Raw genomic sequence first — 14,531 nt, 5'->3', positions numbered from 1 at the left:
GTTATGGAGGCTTGTTCCAAGGAGTGTTGAAAATTTCCTTATTGAGAATATAAGACGGTTAGCAGGATTTTTTGGGAAATTCAAGAATATTACTAATAAAATAAAAACGTGGTGGCATCGAGATAAAAAATAGCGATAGTAGGGAGGATATGTATGAGTCACGAAAGAACAAAAAAAATTACCGAGTTACAATCACAATATATGAAGCAGCAAGAAAAACAACAACAGCTTTCGAAAAGACGTAGAAAGGGCTTGGTTCGTAGACTTGCGATGCTAGGTATTTTGGCTGTCATCTCCTCCGCTGTTATGATAACCACGATTCATCAACAATCAAATGCAATTGAAGAAAAGCGTGAGGAACAAAAAGAGCTTGAAGAAAAGTTAGCAACTCTAAAAAAAGAGGAAAAGTTATTAAGGGAAGAAATTGTGAAATTAAATGATGACGAATATATTGCAAAGATTGCAAGAAGAGATTACTTTTTATCTGATGATAACGAGATCATCTTTAATATAAAAGACTAGCCTTGTTGACACTCGTTTTTTTATTTATGTATAATGTAATAAAGATTCGAATGATTTTTTATCTGTTTAAGGAGGAGCATTATTTTTATGTCGATTGAAGTTGGCAGCAAGTTACAGGGTAAAGTGACGGGCATTACAAATTTTGGAGCGTTTGTGGAGCTACCAGGAGGCACTACAGGTCTCGTTCACATTAGTGAAGTTGCCGATAATTATGTGAAGGATATTAATGATCACTTAAAAGTCGGAGATGAAGTAACAGTTAAGGTAATAAATGTGGAAAATGATGGTAAGATTGGTCTATCAATTAAAAAAGCAATAGATCGACCAGAGCGCCCAGAACGTCCAGAACGCCCAAGAAACTCAGATCGTCCAAGGCAATCAGATCGCCCGAGACAAAGAGGAAATGATTTCCGCAATAACAATAAAGAAAGTTTTGAACAAAAAATGAGCCGTTTCTTAAAGGATAGTGAAGACCGACTATCTTCACTAAAGCGTAATACAGAATCAAAACGCGGTGGTCGAGGAGCTAGAAGAGGATAGCTTGCTGCCTTCATAATATATAAGAGAAAAGACACCTGTTGGGTGTCTTTTTTTGGTCTTGTGGAAACAAATTAAATGCTAGATGATAAATGTACGGTAAGATTGGGACACTTAAGTAGTCGGACTAGTAATGTTTAAGGAAGTATAAGATGTGGACCTGTGACAATGTAACGATCGTCCAAAGTGAAAGTAAGTTCTTTGGGATTGAATAGGTTTTTCTGAATTATTTTCTAGTGAGCAATTGGAGCTTTGATGTGCTTTAATTGTTGATTTTATTATAGAATATTCCGAAAATATTTTTTCTGTTGACGTAATCATAAAACGATTGTATTATATATCTTGTGCCTAATAAAGGTACTGAATATATGGCGGCGTAGCTCAGCTGGCTAGAGCGTACGGTTCATACCCGTGAGGTCGTGGGTTCGATCCCCTCCGCCGCTACCATATTTTTATAGATTTAATAATGAAAAACCGGCCCGTTGGTCAAGCGGTTAAGACACCGCCCTTTCACGGCGGTAACACGGGTTCGAATCCCGTACGGGTCATACTAAAAACTAGTTGCTAATAGGCAGCTAGTTTTTTTATTTTTAAAAATACTGTCTCACTAATGAATGCGCTAATCTTAATTAAAATGATTTGTAATGCAGACATATTAAACTAGAGAAATAAAAAAATTGCATAGATTTGACACGATCCTGAATAGTCTGACTAACATCTCTAGATTTTTGGCGAATTATAAAATAGATAGTTTCATATCTATGGAGTATTTGTCGCATTCTTCAAAAACAGTCGAACGTTTTTTTGAATAGACACCCTTGTTTTGACAAATTCTTGTCCATACCTTCGCTATAATACAAGCAATATGATTAAGTGGGGGAATGAACATGGAAAAAGTGGAAAGAAGGTTAATGGAGCCGATATCTGATTTTGGCATGCAAAAGACCCAATTCGTAGTCAATCGATTTTTTCAACGACTTTCATCCCGACTACAGCTGTTTCTCTTACATAAGGGATTGATATATGCATTTATTGGATTTTTATTAGGACGGGCTATCATTTTGTCAGAGATTTTGCCATTTGCATTGCCATTCTTTGGTGCGATTTTACTTATGAAAAAGGATAAGGCTGCACTTGCGGGGATTTCATTAATAGCTGGAGGGATGACGGTTTCCCTTAATGTCTCACTAATTATTACGATGTCAATCATTGCGTTTCTTATTTTAAATAGGCTGAGCGGACATATCTTTAAAGATAGATTAAAAATTTTACCGTTTGTTGTATTCAGTACTGTAATGATTACAAGGATTGGTTACTTCTTTTTTATTAAGTCTACATTAACTCTTTATGATTATATGATGGCAGGAGTTGAATCAGGTCTAGCCTTTATATTAACGTTAATTTTCCTTCAAAGTATTCCACTCTTATCGGTGAGAAAGTATAAACAATCATTAAAAATAGAAGAAATCATTTGCATCATGATATTGCTCGCTTCAGTTATGACGGGCCTTGTAGGGGTGACATATCAGAATCTGCAAGCAGAGCATATTTTTTCCCGTTATCTTGTCCTATTATTTGCGTTTATTGGCGGGTCAAGTATTGGGAGTACGGTTGGTGTTGTAATAGGGTTAATTCTAAGCTTAGCCAATGTTGGAAACCTATATCATATGAGCCTTTTAGCATTTTCGGGTTTATTAGGTGGATTGCTCCGAGAAGGGCAAAAGTTTGGAACAGCCATTGGTCTTTTAATAGGAACATTGCTTATCTCCTTATATGGTCAAGGCTCTGCTGATGTCATGACAACTTTAATAGAATCGCTTATCGCTATTCTGTTATTCTTCATAACTCCTAAGGTTGTTACTTCAAGGCTAGCAAAGCATATACCGGGAACGAATGAACACTCTCAAGAGCAGCAGCAATATGTAAGAAAAATCCGCGATGTAACTGCTCAACGGGTTGACCAATTTTCCCAAGTTTTCCAAGCGTTATCTGAAAGCTTTGCCACGTTTTACGAGAAAAATGAACCTGATGATGAGCAAAGGGAAACAGATTTATTTTTAAGTAGCATTACAGAGAGTACTTGTCAGCACTGCTTTAAAAAGGAAAAGTGCTGGGTAGAGAACTTTGATACAACCTATGATCTAATGAAGAAAATTATGCATGAAAATAAACAAAACACGTATCAAAATAACATAAAATTAAAAAAAGAGTTTCAGCGGCATTGTTCAAAATCGACTAGAGTTGAAGAAGCGATTGAGCAAGAAATAAATTATTTCCAGGCGAATCAAAAGTTAAAAAGGGAGGTTCAAGAAAGCAGAAGACTAGTTGCAGAGCAATTGCTCGGCGTTTCCCATGTAATGGAGGACCTTTCAAATGAAATTAAACGGGAGAGGGAAAATCATTTTGTTCAAGAGGAGCAAATTCTAGATGCCCTACAGAATTTTGGGATTGAAATTGTAAATGTAGATATATATAGCCTTGAACAAGGAAATGTTGATATCGAGATGAGCATTCCATTTTGTAATGGCCATGGGGAATGTGAAAAAATCATTGCACCTATGCTATCAGATATTCTTGAGGAATCAATTGTTGTTAAGCATGAAGAATGTGCAAATTATCCGAATGGTTATTGCCATGTATCTTTTGGTTCTGCTAAAAAATTCAGAATTGAAACAGGTGTTGCCCATGCAGCTAAAGGTGGAGGCTTAGTTTCAGGTGATAGCTATTCAATGATCGATTTAGGAGTAGGTAAATATGCTGTTGCGATTAGCGATGGGATGGGAAATGGAGTGAGAGCCCACTTTGAAAGTAATGAAACAATTAAATTGCTTCAAAAAATCCTACAATCTGGTATAGAAGAAAAAGTAGCTATTAAGACGATAAATTCAATTTTATCGCTTCGAACAACTGATGAGATTTTTTCTACGTTAGATTTGGCAATTGTTGATCTCCAAGACGGTAACAGTAAATTTTTAAAAATCGGCTCTACACCAAGCTATGTAAAAAGAGGAGATAAAATTATTAGAATTCAAGCTAGCAATCTTCCGATGGGAATTATCGATGATTTTGATGTTGATGTTGTTGGAGAGAAATTAAAAGCAGGCGATCTTTTGATTATGATGAGCGACGGGATTTTTGAAGGCCCTAAACACGTTGAAAACTATGATTTATGGATGAAACGGAAAATTAGTGAAATTAAGACTGATAACCCTCAGGAAGTAGCGGACTTAATTATGGAGGAGGTCATTAGAACAAGAGCTGGGAAAATTGAGGATGATATGACCGTTGTTGTTTCAGCTATCGAGCACAATACTCCTAAGTGGGCGAGTATCCCTGTATCAGGGTACAAATCAAAGAAGACGGGGTGACGGACGTATAAAATTCCCCCCTTCTGGCGAGGATGTTAAAAATTGAACTCATATATTGAGGTTGTCTGCTCAAGGAATAAGGAGATGACCGAAATTATATGGGATTATCGTCTCTCGAGGAGGGTGAAAAAGATGGTAAAGGGTCATTTAAAACAAATTTTATTAATAACAGATGGATGCTCAAATCATGGAGAAGATCCGATTGCAATGGCAGCGTTGGCTCAAGAACAAGGAATAACAGTGAATGTCATTGGGGTTTTAGAGGAAAATGTGATCGATAATGAAGCGATGCAGGAGATCGAGGGAATTGCGATGTCTGGAGGTGGCGTACACCAAATCGTATATGCACATCAATTATCTCAAACCGTTCAAATGGTAACGAGACAAGCAATGACACAAACGCTTCAAGGGGTTGTTAATAAAGAGCTACAACAAATATTAGGTAAAGACATCTCTATGGAAGAACTTCCTCCAGATAAAAGAGGAGAAGTTATGGAGGTAGTTGATGAATTAGGAGAAACTGCAAGCTTAGAAATTCTTATTTTAGTCGATACAAGTGCAAGTATGAAGCCAAAGCTCCCAACAGTTAAAGAGGCATTATTAGATCTCTCGATTAGCTTAAATTCACGAATTGGTGATAATCAATTTTCTGTCTCAGTATTTCCTGGGAAAAAGGATGAGGTTGAGCAAGTGTTAGATTGGACACCTAGATTAGAATCACTTTCATCGATTTTCCCGAAATTATCGACAGGTGGTATCACTCCAACTGGTCCAGCGATACGAGAAGCCATTCAAAACTTTAAGAAGAAACGTTCTTTAAGGAGCTTTTTAAGAAATGAAGAAGAATACTACGATGAATCAGGGTTGTAATGTTCCTTCTGGAAAAGTAATTAGAGGTAAGTGGAACGGTGAGTCGTATAAAATTGTGAAGCTATTAGGTCAAGGTGCGACTGGTAGCGTCTATTTGGCCGATAGCAGAAAAGGTCGAGTTGCTCTAAAAATAAGTGAAAATAGTATGGCAATTACGTCAGAGGTTAATGTACTAAAACGTTTTTCGATGGTCCAGGGTGCTTCTCTTGGGCCTTCTTTGCTTGATGTCGATGATTGGATTGTGAATGGTAGTAAAATGATCCCGTTTTATGTGATGGAGTATATTCAAGGAAGCAACTTTTTAGAATTTATTCAGCAAAAGGGCAATGAATGGGCAGATGTTTTAATCCTGCAGCTTTTGTCAAATTTAGATAAGCTTCATAGACAAGGTTGGGTATTTGGTGATCTAAAACCGGAAAATCTTCTCGTCTCAGGTCCTCCGCCAAAGATCAGGTGCATTGATGTAGGTGGAACAACGCAGCAAGGACGATCAATTAAAGAGTTCACGGAGTTTTTTGATAGGGGGTATTGGGGGTTAGGCACTCGAAAGGCTGAGCCTTCTTATGATTTATTTGCTGTTGCAATGATACTCATTAATGCAGTTTATCCAAAGCGTTTTACAAAAAAAGGGGAAGGTAATGGGAAAAAGCAACTATTTGAAATGATCGATCGTCACCCATTTTTGCAAAAGCATGAAAGTATTTTACATAACGCGCTGTTAGGGAATTATCATAGCGCACAGGAAATGAAAGAGGATTTCGTTCTCATTATTTCAGAAGGGATGAAAAAGGAAAGGTGTCAACAAAAGGCTGCTACAGCTAAAACGAAAGCGTCAAAGCCAAATCGTACAAACTCTCGTACTAGCTATATGAATCAAACAAGAAAACATGTAAAACAGCGAAAGAAAGTGAATGGTGTACTTGAAACAATTGTGATTCTCATAAGTGTATTTATTATTTATTCATTATACGTCTATCATTATTTATTGTAGTTTCTCTTCATTCAATTGTAAAAATGTTCAAAAAATATGGATTATATGTGAACGAATCCTTCTCTTTTGTCTTTGCTTTTGAAATAATGATAGGATAGTTATGTAAGGAAGCTCGTTTTACGTAAATGGCGAGCTTATCAAGTAAGGTTTTTGGTCCTTATATGAACTTGAATTTTCTATAGAAGAGGGAGAATGGTGAAAAATTTTAGTGCCCTTATTCAAAAGCATCAATTATTCGAAAAAGGTTCAGCAATTGTTATAGGAGTTTCTGGTGGACCTGATTCATTAGCTTTATTACACCTATTAAATAATATGAGAGAAACGTGGCAATTGAAATTAATCGTTGTCCATGTAGACCATATGTTTAGAGGAGAGCAATCAGAAGCTGAAATGAATTTTGTTCTTTCCTATTGTAGGGACCTTGATATTATTTGTGAAGCGAAGCAAATCGACGTGACTGAATATGCTAGGAGGCATCAATTAAGCTCACAGGTCGCTGGTAGGGAATGTCGGTATCAATTTTTTAAAGAGGTACTAGATAAATATCAGGCGCATTATTTAGCTCTTGGTCATCATGGTGATGATCAGATTGAAACAATCCTTATGAGATTAGTAAGAGGAGCTACCGGGACATCTTTAGCAGGAATTCAGATGAAACGGAAATTCCATCATGGATTTATTATTAGACCGTTGCTTCCTTATACTAAGGAGGAAATCCTAAACTACTGCAGGAAACAACAGTTATTGCCAAGGTTTGACCCAAGTAATGAAAAAACAAATTATACAAGAAATCGCTTTAGGAAATATGTACTGCCTTTTCTAAAAAAGGAAAATCCGCTTGTACATGAAAGATTTCAGCATTTTAGTGAAACCTTATTGGAAGATGAAACGTATTTACAGGAATTAACGAAGAAATATTTGAATACAGTATTGAAAAGAAAAGAAAAGTCAAAGGTTGAAATTGAAATCAATGGCTTTTTAGAATTACCAATGCCTTTACAAAGAAGAGCGATTCAACTAATATTAAACTATCTATATGGAACAATTCCGGCTTCTCTTTCTTCAATACATATTGAAAATTTATTGACATTATTGTCACAAAATCATCCTTCAGGCTCACTTGATTACCCAAACGGTCTTAAAGTGATTAAATCTTATCAAAATTGTTTGTTTACATTTGAACAAGAGGAAGTAAAAGCATATTATTATGAACTTGATTTCCCTTCTTCGTTAATACTGCCAAATGGGTATGTAATCAAAAGTGAACTAGTTAGGAATGCTTCAATTAAGAGGGATAGAAACGAAACTTTTTTATTAAATATGGATTCGTTCGATAAGCCTCTCATTGTTCGTACAAGAAAACCAGGTGATAAAATTCAATTGAAAGGCATGATTGGTCGAAAAAAGGTAAAAGATATATTTATTGATGAAAAGATTCCAATACATAATCGATCTTCATGGCCAATTGTCCTTGATGGGAATGGAAGAATTCTCTGGATACCTGGATTAAAGAAATCTATGTATGAAGCAGAAAGTACAGGCAATGGTGTATTTGTTGAATTACAGTATAAGGAGCTATGATCTTCTAGGGGGCACACATTTAATGAGACAAGATATCAAGGAAATTTTAGTTACGGAGGAGCAAATCCAACAAAAGGTAAAAGAGTTAGGAAAGGCGCTTACTGAACAGTATAAAGATGAATTTCCACTCGCTATTGGTGTATTAAAAGGTGCAATGCCATTTATGGGAGACCTTTTAAAAAACATTGATACATACTTAGAAATGGATTTCATGGATGTATCAAGTTATGGTACATCAACCGTTTCTTCTGGAGAGGTTAAGATTATAAAGGATCTTGATACTTCTGTAGAAGGAAGAAATATTTTAATTATTGAGGATATTATTGATAGTGGTTTAACTTTAAGCTACTTAGTGAAGCTTTTCCGTTATCGAAAGGCTAAATCAATAAAAATCGTTACTTTGCTAGATAAACCTACAGGAAGAAAGGCAGATATAGAAGCTGATTTTGTTGGCTTTGAAGTGCCTGACGCATTTGTCGTAGGATATGGCCTTGACTATATGGAAAAATACCGAAACCTTCCATATATTGGAGTGCTAAAGCCTGAAATATACGAATAATTATCGGTTTATCTATAGCTTAATTTGTTGTGTTACCATGATTTACTATGATACTATTTAATTTAGTCGTGTTTACTGTGGGAGGAGGTAAGGAATGAATCGGATCTTCCGTAATACCATATTTTATTTACTTATATTTTTAGTAATTATAGGGGTTGTTAGCTTTTTTACAGGTGCTAATCCAAAGACTGAGCAAATAACCTACAATGAATTCATTTCTGATTTAAACAATGGAAATGTTAAAGAAATGACTGTACAGCCGGTTCGTGGAGTATTTGAAGTTAGAGGTGAGATGAAGGATGCAAAAGATGGTGAATCCTTCTTAACATATATACCTACTGAACAAGGGCTAAACCGAGTTGATGAAGCAGCTGAAGCGAATAAGGTAAATATTATTCCAGCTGAGGAAACAAGTGGATGGGTAACGTTTTTCACATCGATTATTCCATTTGTTATTATTTTCATCCTATTCTTCTTCTTATTAAACCAAGCTCAGGGCGGCGGAAGTCGTGTAATGAATTTTGGTAAAAGTAAAGCTAAGCTTTATAGTGAAGAAAAGAAAAAGGTTAAATTTAAAGACGTAGCAGGTGCTGATGAAGAGAAACAAGAACTTGTTGAGGTTGTTGAGTTCTTAAAGGACCCACGTAAATTTGCGGAACTAGGAGCAAGAATTCCTAAAGGTGTTTTATTAGTTGGACCTCCTGGTACTGGTAAGACATTGCTAGCAAGAGCTGTTGCTGGTGAAGCTGGAGTACCATTCTTCTCTATTAGTGGTTCAGACTTTGTTGAAATGTTCGTCGGTGTCGGTGCATCGCGTGTTCGTGATTTATTTGAAAATGCGAAAAAGAATGCACCATGTATTATCTTCATCGATGAAATTGATGCTGTTGGACGTCAGCGTGGCGCAGGTTTAGGTGGGGGTCATGATGAACGTGAGCAAACATTAAACCAGCTATTAGTTGAAATGGATGGCTTTGGTGCGAATGAAGGTATTATTATTATCGCCGCTACTAACAGACCTGACATTTTAGACCCAGCTTTATTACGTCCAGGTCGATTTGATAGACAAATTACAGTTGATCGCCCAGATGTAACAGGTCGTGAAGCTGTTCTGAAGGTACATGCTCGTAACAAGCCTTTAGATGAATCTGTTGACTTAAAGGCGATTGCTGCCCGTACACCAGGGTTTTCTGGGGCAGACCTAGAAAACTTACTGAACGAAGCAGCCTTGGTCGCAGCTAGACAGGATAAAAAGAAAATTGATAATACTGACCTTGATGAAGCAACAGACCGTGTAATTGCGGGTCCTGCTAAAAAGAGTCGTGTTATTTCTAAGAAAGAACGCAATATTGTTGCTTATCACGAAGCCGGACATACTATCATTGGAGTCGTATTAGATGAAGCTGATATGGTTCATAAAGTAACAATTGTACCTCGTGGTCAAGCTGGCGGTTATGCGGTAATGCTTCCGAAAGAGGATCGTTACTTTATGACAAAGCCAGAACTGTTAGATAAGATAACAGGTTTACTTGGCGGACGTGTTGCAGAGGAAATTATTTTTGGTGAAGTAAGTACTGGTGCTCACAATGATTTCCAAAGAGCAACAGGTATTGCAAGAAAAATGGTTACAGAGTACGGAATGAGTGAAAAGCTTGGGCCGTTACAATTTGGTCAATCACAAGGAGGCCAAGTATTCCTCGGACGTGATATCCATAATGAACAAAACTATAGTGATGCGATTGCACATGAAATTGATATGGAAATCCAACGCTTCATTAAAGAAAGCTATGAGCGTGCTCGTCAAATTTTAACTGAGAACCGCGATAAGCTTGAATTAGTTGCACAAACGTTACTAGAAGTTGAAACACTTGATGCAGCACAAATTCAAAGTCTTGTTGAGCATGGTAAGCTACCTGATCGTCCTGTAGCTACAAATGACGAGAAGAAGGAAGAAAAATCAGAAGACGTGAAAGTGAATATCCAAACGAAAAAAGAAGATGAGGATACTTCTGACAAATCCTAATATATATTCGAAAATCGGTGGCAACTTATGATGCCATCGATTTTTTATTGGGCTCTTTTCTTATAGCTTGTTGTTTTTGCGTTATGTATATATTGGTTGATTGGATTGCAGTGCGAGACTCCTGCGGGGATTTAGTGAATAGGTTAATCTTGGGGAAGTGTTTATACTAAAGGAGGCTCACCACCCAGCCAGCAGAAAGCAATTTCTGTCGCAAAATCAATCAAAAAGACACCTAAGTACATAGCAACAAAGTTTACGAAAACTGTATCGTTATTTGACTTAGGATAATAAGAAGCTTAATCTGAAATGCTTCAATTTTTCTTTACGACCGAAATCTGTGATAAAATGTAACGGAATATGAATACTAGTATTGAATTATTATAAAGTGGTGATATGGATGATTCTTGTATTAGATGTTGGAAATACTAATACCGTATTAGGGGTATATGACCAGGATGTGCTTAAGCACTATTGGCGAATTGAGACAAGCCGTAATAAAACAGAAGATGAATTTGCAATGGTATTAAAAAGTCTTTTCGAGCATGAAGGGATTTTGTTTAATCAAATAGAAGGAATAATCATTTCCTCGGTTGTACCTCCAATAATGTTTGCGTTAGAAAGAATGTGTTTAAAGTATTTTAATGTCAAGCCGTTAATTGTTGGACCTGGAATAAAGACGGGATTAAATATTAAGTATGAAAATCCTCGTGAGGTAGGGGCTGACAGAATTGTAAATGCAGTCGCAGGCATCCAGGACTATGGAAGTCCGATCATTATTGTTGATTTTGGAACAGCGACAACTTATTGCTATATAAATGAGCATAAGCAATATATGGGTGGTGCAATTGCTCCAGGAATAAATATTTCTACAGAAGCGCTTTATTCTAGAGCTGCAAAGCTACCAAGAATTGAAATTACAAGACCTGACAATATTATTGGCAAAAACACAGTAAGTGCGATGCAGTCTGGGATTTTATATGGATATGTAGGTCAGGTTGAAGGGATTGTTAAACGAATTAAAGAACAAGCAGTGGAAGTACCAAAAGTTATTGCAACTGGAGGGTTAGCTTCACTAATTGCGAAAGAATCAGATTGTATTGATGTTGTAGATCCGTTTTTAACACTACGAGGTCTCCAGTTGATTTATGAAAGAAATACAACAAAGTAAAATCGATAAAGCTACATATATGTGTAAAGTGAAGGGAGCATAATAATGGATTATTTAGTTAAGGCGTTGGCATTTGATAATCAAGTCCGCGCTTATGCAACGAGAACGACAGAAACAGTATCTGAGGCGCAAAGAAGACACCAAACGTGGCCGACAGCTTCAGCCGCATTAGGACGTTCTATGACGTTCGGTGTCATGATGGGTTCGATGTTAAAGGGCGATGCGAAGTTAACGATTAAAGTTGAAGGTGGCGGACCAATTGGTGCCATACTTGTTGATAGTAACTCAAAAGGTGAAGTGCGAGGGTATGTAACAAATCCACAAACTCATTTTGAGCTAAATGCTAAAGGAAAGCTTGATGTCGCGAGAGCAGTTGGTACAGAAGGGACTTTAACAATTGTTAAGGATCTTGGCTTAAAGGATCATTTTTCAGGACAAGTTCCAATCGTTTCAGGGGAGCTTGGAGAAGATTTTACTTATTATCTTGTTACTTCAGAGCAGGTTCCTTCATCAGTAGGTGTAGGAGTATTAGTTAATCCTGATAATTCGATTTTAGCTTCTGGTGGCTTTATTATTCAGTTATTACCAGGAACTAGTGATGAAACGATTTCGTTAATTGAAGAAAGATTAAGTAAGATTGATCCGATTTCAAAGCTAATTCAGCGCGGTCTCACACCGGAACAAATACTTGAAGAAGTACTTGGTGATAATAACGTGAGGATTTTAGAAAAACAGCCAGTGGCATTTAAATGTCAATGTTCGAAGGAACGAATTGAAAATGCTGTTATAAGTTTAGGGGCAGATGAGATCCAGGCGATGATTGATGAAGATGGTCAAGCGGAAGCTCAATGTCATTTTTGTAATGAAGTATATTTATTTTCTAGAGAAGACTTAGAGCAACTAAAAATAGAGGCAAAATAGAAACGTTTTTAGGGAGTATTAGGAGATGGGGAAATGAGCGGTAAAACGTTATGGAGCATTATTTTTGCTTTGGTTGTAATAAACTGCTTAACGGTTGGTTACTTTTTAACAAATAATCAAAGAATAAAAGCTAGCTCTGAGAATGAATCTATTGCAACAATTGGTGATTCTCATATTACAAGAGAGCAATGGATGGCTGAACTTGAAGAGAAATATGGCGAAGAAACTCTAAAGGAATTAATCAACATAAAAGTGGTCGAACAATTAGCTGAAAAATATCATATTTCGGTCTCAGATGAGGATGTTGAACGAGAACTAGCTGTTTACAAATCAATGTACAATTCATTTGATGAGGAACAGAATGGGAATGAAGAGGATTGGCGTGAGCAAATTCGCTACAGCATTTTATTAGAAGAGTTACTGACAAAGGATGTAACAGTAACAGAAGAAGAAATAAAAAACTTTTATGAAAATAATAAAGAGCTATATGCAATAGATGAATCCTATCATTTGTCACAAATAATCGTTAATACAAAAGCTGAGGCAAATAAAATGGTTGATGAGCTTAGTGGGGGATCTAGCTTTGAAGCGTTAGCCATTGAGAACTCTATTGATGAGTTTTCGGCTCCCTCTGGTGGCGACATAGGGTTTATTTCTAAAAACAACGAGTATGTTCCTGATGATTATATAAATGTTGCAAAAACCTTAAAGCCAGGGGAATGGAGTGAACCTATAAAAGTAGAAAATGGATATGCTATTCTTTTGCTTCATGAAAAGCTAGAAGGAAAATCGTACTCTTATGACGAAGTAAAGGGACAAGTACGTAGACAAATAGCCCTAGAACAGATGCAAGGCTCTGTATCTGTTGAACCATTGTGGGACGAGTTAAATGTAAAATGGTTTTATGGGAATAATCTAGAAAAATAGGACAAATGAGTTAAAATGTTTTGACAATTTTTCTAGGAATTGATATATTACTTATAAATCCAATAAATTTACTCGGGATAGAGGAGGAAACGTTAATGGCACGTATAGCAAACTCTATACATGAATTAATCGGCGAAACACCGATCGTTAAGTTAAACAGAATAGTAGATGATAATAGTGCAGATGTATATTTGAAGCTTGAATATTTCAATCCAGGAAGCAGTGTTAAAGATCGTATTGGTTTAGCGATGATCGAAACTGCTGAAAAAAGTGGAGTGCTAAAGGCTGGCGATACGATTATTGAGCCAACAAGTGGTAACACAGGGATTGGTTTAGCGATGGTAGCAGCTGCTAAAGGCTTGAAAGCGATTTTAGTAATGCCTGATACGATGAGTTTAGAGCGTAGAAACTTGCTGCGTGCTTATGGTGCAGAATTAGTATTAACACCAGGTTCTGAAGGAATGAACGGAGCTATCCGTAAAGCGGAAGAATTAGCAAAAGAACACGGTTATTTTGTACCTCAACAATTTAAAAATGAAGCAAATCCAGAAATTCACCGCCAAACAACTGGAAAGGAAATTGTTGCACAAATGGGTGACCAACTTGATGCATTTGTTTCTGGTATCGGTACTGGTGGAACAATTACTGGGGCAGGTTCAGTTTTAAAAGAAAACTATCCATCCATTAAAATTTATGCAGTTGAGCCAACGGATTCTCCAGTACTTTCAGGAGGAAAGCCAGGTCCTCATAAGATTCAAGGAATCGGTGCAGGGTTTGTACCTGACGTTTTAAATACAAATATTTATGATGAAGTAATTACGATTAAAAATGAAGAAGCATTCGAAGCAGCGAGAAAAGCAGGTAGAGAAGAAGGAATTCTTGGAGGAATTTCATCTGGTGCTGCGATTGCTGCCGCATTAAAAGTTGCGAAAGAGCTTGGTAAAGGAAAGAAAGTTTTAGCGATTATCCCTGATAATGGTGAACGTTACTTAAGTACTCCTTTATACCAATATGATTGATAAATAACGATTAAATAATGATAAAAGGGGGTGGCGATTTTATGT

12 protein-coding genes and 2 tRNA genes are annotated in these 14,531 nt (G+C 36.7%); all 14 read left to right on the top strand.

What is annotated here, in order from left to right:
* The first annotated feature begins 153 nt into the window (after positions 1 to 153).
* Positions 154 to 522 carry an FtsB family cell division protein gene (locus HU235_RS02210; protein ID WP_095302778.1) on the top strand — a complete coding sequence of 123 codons (369 nt, stop codon included), beginning with the start codon at positions 154 to 156 and terminating at the stop codon, positions 520 to 522.
* Positions 523 to 609: 87 nt separating this feature from the next.
* Positions 610 to 1,062 carry a S1 domain-containing RNA-binding protein gene (locus tag HU235_RS02205; protein WP_095302779.1) on the top strand — a complete coding sequence of 151 codons (453 nt, stop codon included), beginning with the start codon at positions 610 to 612 and terminating at the stop codon, positions 1,060 to 1,062.
* Positions 1,063 to 1,429: 367 nt separating this feature from the next.
* A tRNA-Met gene (locus tag HU235_RS02200) sits at positions 1,430 to 1,506 on the top strand.
* Between the two features lie 29 nt (positions 1,507 to 1,535).
* A tRNA-Glu gene (locus HU235_RS02195) sits at positions 1,536 to 1,607 on the top strand.
* Between the two features lie 339 nt (positions 1,608 to 1,946).
* A complete protein-coding gene (gene spoIIE / locus HU235_RS02190; RefSeq protein WP_095302780.1) occupies positions 1,947 to 4,427 on the top strand; it encodes a stage II sporulation protein E in 2,481 nt (826 codons plus the stop codon).
* Between the two features lie 132 nt (positions 4,428 to 4,559).
* Positions 4,560 to 5,297 carry a VWA domain-containing protein gene (locus HU235_RS02185; protein ID WP_145584346.1) on the top strand — a complete coding sequence of 246 codons (738 nt, stop codon included), beginning with the start codon at positions 4,560 to 4,562 and terminating at the stop codon, positions 5,295 to 5,297.
* The gene (locus HU235_RS02180) at positions 5,263 to 6,288 is read left to right on the top strand and encodes a protein kinase domain-containing protein (protein WP_145584344.1); all 1,026 of its coding nucleotides are present in this window, start codon (positions 5,263 to 5,265) and stop codon (positions 6,286 to 6,288) included. The genes HU235_RS02185 and HU235_RS02180 overlap by 35 nt, the downstream gene beginning before the upstream one ends.
* A 192-nt stretch (positions 6,289 to 6,480) precedes the next feature.
* Positions 6,481 to 7,869 (top strand): tRNA lysidine(34) synthetase TilS, encoded by a 1,389-nt coding sequence (gene tilS, locus HU235_RS02175; RefSeq protein ID WP_174879228.1) that lies wholly within the window; start codon positions 6,481 to 6,483, stop codon positions 7,867 to 7,869.
* A gap of 22 nt (positions 7,870 to 7,891) precedes the next feature.
* Entirely contained in the window at positions 7,892 to 8,428 is a 537-nt protein-coding gene (gene hpt / locus HU235_RS02170) for a hypoxanthine phosphoribosyltransferase (protein ID WP_095302784.1), read from the top strand.
* 94 nt (positions 8,429 to 8,522) lie between these two features.
* Positions 8,523 to 10,451 carry an ATP-dependent zinc metalloprotease FtsH gene (ftsH, locus tag HU235_RS02165; RefSeq protein ID WP_095302785.1) on the top strand — a complete coding sequence of 643 codons (1,929 nt, stop codon included), beginning with the start codon at positions 8,523 to 8,525 and terminating at the stop codon, positions 10,449 to 10,451.
* A gap of 397 nt (positions 10,452 to 10,848) precedes the next feature.
* Positions 10,849 to 11,619 carry a type III pantothenate kinase gene (locus HU235_RS02160; RefSeq protein WP_174879227.1) on the top strand — a complete coding sequence of 257 codons (771 nt, stop codon included), beginning with the start codon at positions 10,849 to 10,851 and terminating at the stop codon, positions 11,617 to 11,619.
* A gap of 42 nt (positions 11,620 to 11,661) precedes the next feature.
* Entirely contained in the window at positions 11,662 to 12,540 is an 879-nt protein-coding gene (hslO, locus tag HU235_RS02155) for an Hsp33 family molecular chaperone HslO (RefSeq protein WP_307190881.1), read from the top strand.
* Positions 12,541 to 12,573: 33 nt separating this feature from the next.
* Positions 12,574 to 13,467, top strand: coding sequence for a peptidyl-prolyl cis-trans isomerase (locus HU235_RS02150; RefSeq protein ID WP_174879225.1), 894 nt, complete (start codon positions 12,574 to 12,576; stop codon positions 13,465 to 13,467).
* 95 nt (positions 13,468 to 13,562) lie between these two features.
* Positions 13,563 to 14,486: a cysteine synthase A gene (gene cysK / locus HU235_RS02145; protein ID WP_174879224.1), complete on the top strand. Its 924-nt coding sequence runs from the start codon at positions 13,563 to 13,565 to the stop codon at positions 14,484 to 14,486.
* Positions 14,487 to 14,531 lie beyond the last annotated feature (45 nt).

This window comes from Metabacillus niabensis, from assembly GCF_902829255.1.
Classification (GTDB): Bacteria; Bacillota; Bacilli; order Bacillales; family Bacillaceae; genus Metabacillus; species Metabacillus niabensis.
Note: the sequence above shows the minus strand (reverse complement) of the source record. Positions and strands in the feature narration are given on the sequence as shown.

Coding starts and splice junctions, on each gene's coding strand:
- HU235_RS02210 (WP_095302778.1), top strand. CDS start 154: ATGAGTCACGAAAGAACAAAAAAAATTACCGAGTTACAATCACAATAT.
- HU235_RS02205 (WP_095302779.1), top strand. CDS start 610: ATGTCGATTGAAGTTGGCAGCAAGTTACAGGGTAAAGTGACGGGCATT.
- spoIIE (WP_095302780.1), top strand. CDS start 1,947: ATGGAAAAAGTGGAAAGAAGGTTAATGGAGCCGATATCTGATTTTGGC.
- HU235_RS02185 (WP_145584346.1), top strand. CDS start 4,560: ATGGTAAAGGGTCATTTAAAACAAATTTTATTAATAACAGATGGATGC.
- HU235_RS02180 (WP_145584344.1), top strand. CDS start 5,263: ATGAAGAAGAATACTACGATGAATCAGGGTTGTAATGTTCCTTCTGGA.
- tilS (WP_174879228.1), top strand. CDS start 6,481: ATGGTGAAAAATTTTAGTGCCCTTATTCAAAAGCATCAATTATTCGAA.
- hpt (WP_095302784.1), top strand. CDS start 7,892: ATGAGACAAGATATCAAGGAAATTTTAGTTACGGAGGAGCAAATCCAA.
- ftsH (WP_095302785.1), top strand. CDS start 8,523: ATGAATCGGATCTTCCGTAATACCATATTTTATTTACTTATATTTTTA.
- HU235_RS02160 (WP_174879227.1), top strand. CDS start 10,849: ATGATTCTTGTATTAGATGTTGGAAATACTAATACCGTATTAGGGGTA.
- HU235_RS02150 (WP_174879225.1), top strand. CDS start 12,574: ATGAGCGGTAAAACGTTATGGAGCATTATTTTTGCTTTGGTTGTAATA.
- cysK (WP_174879224.1), top strand. CDS start 13,563: ATGGCACGTATAGCAAACTCTATACATGAATTAATCGGCGAAACACCG.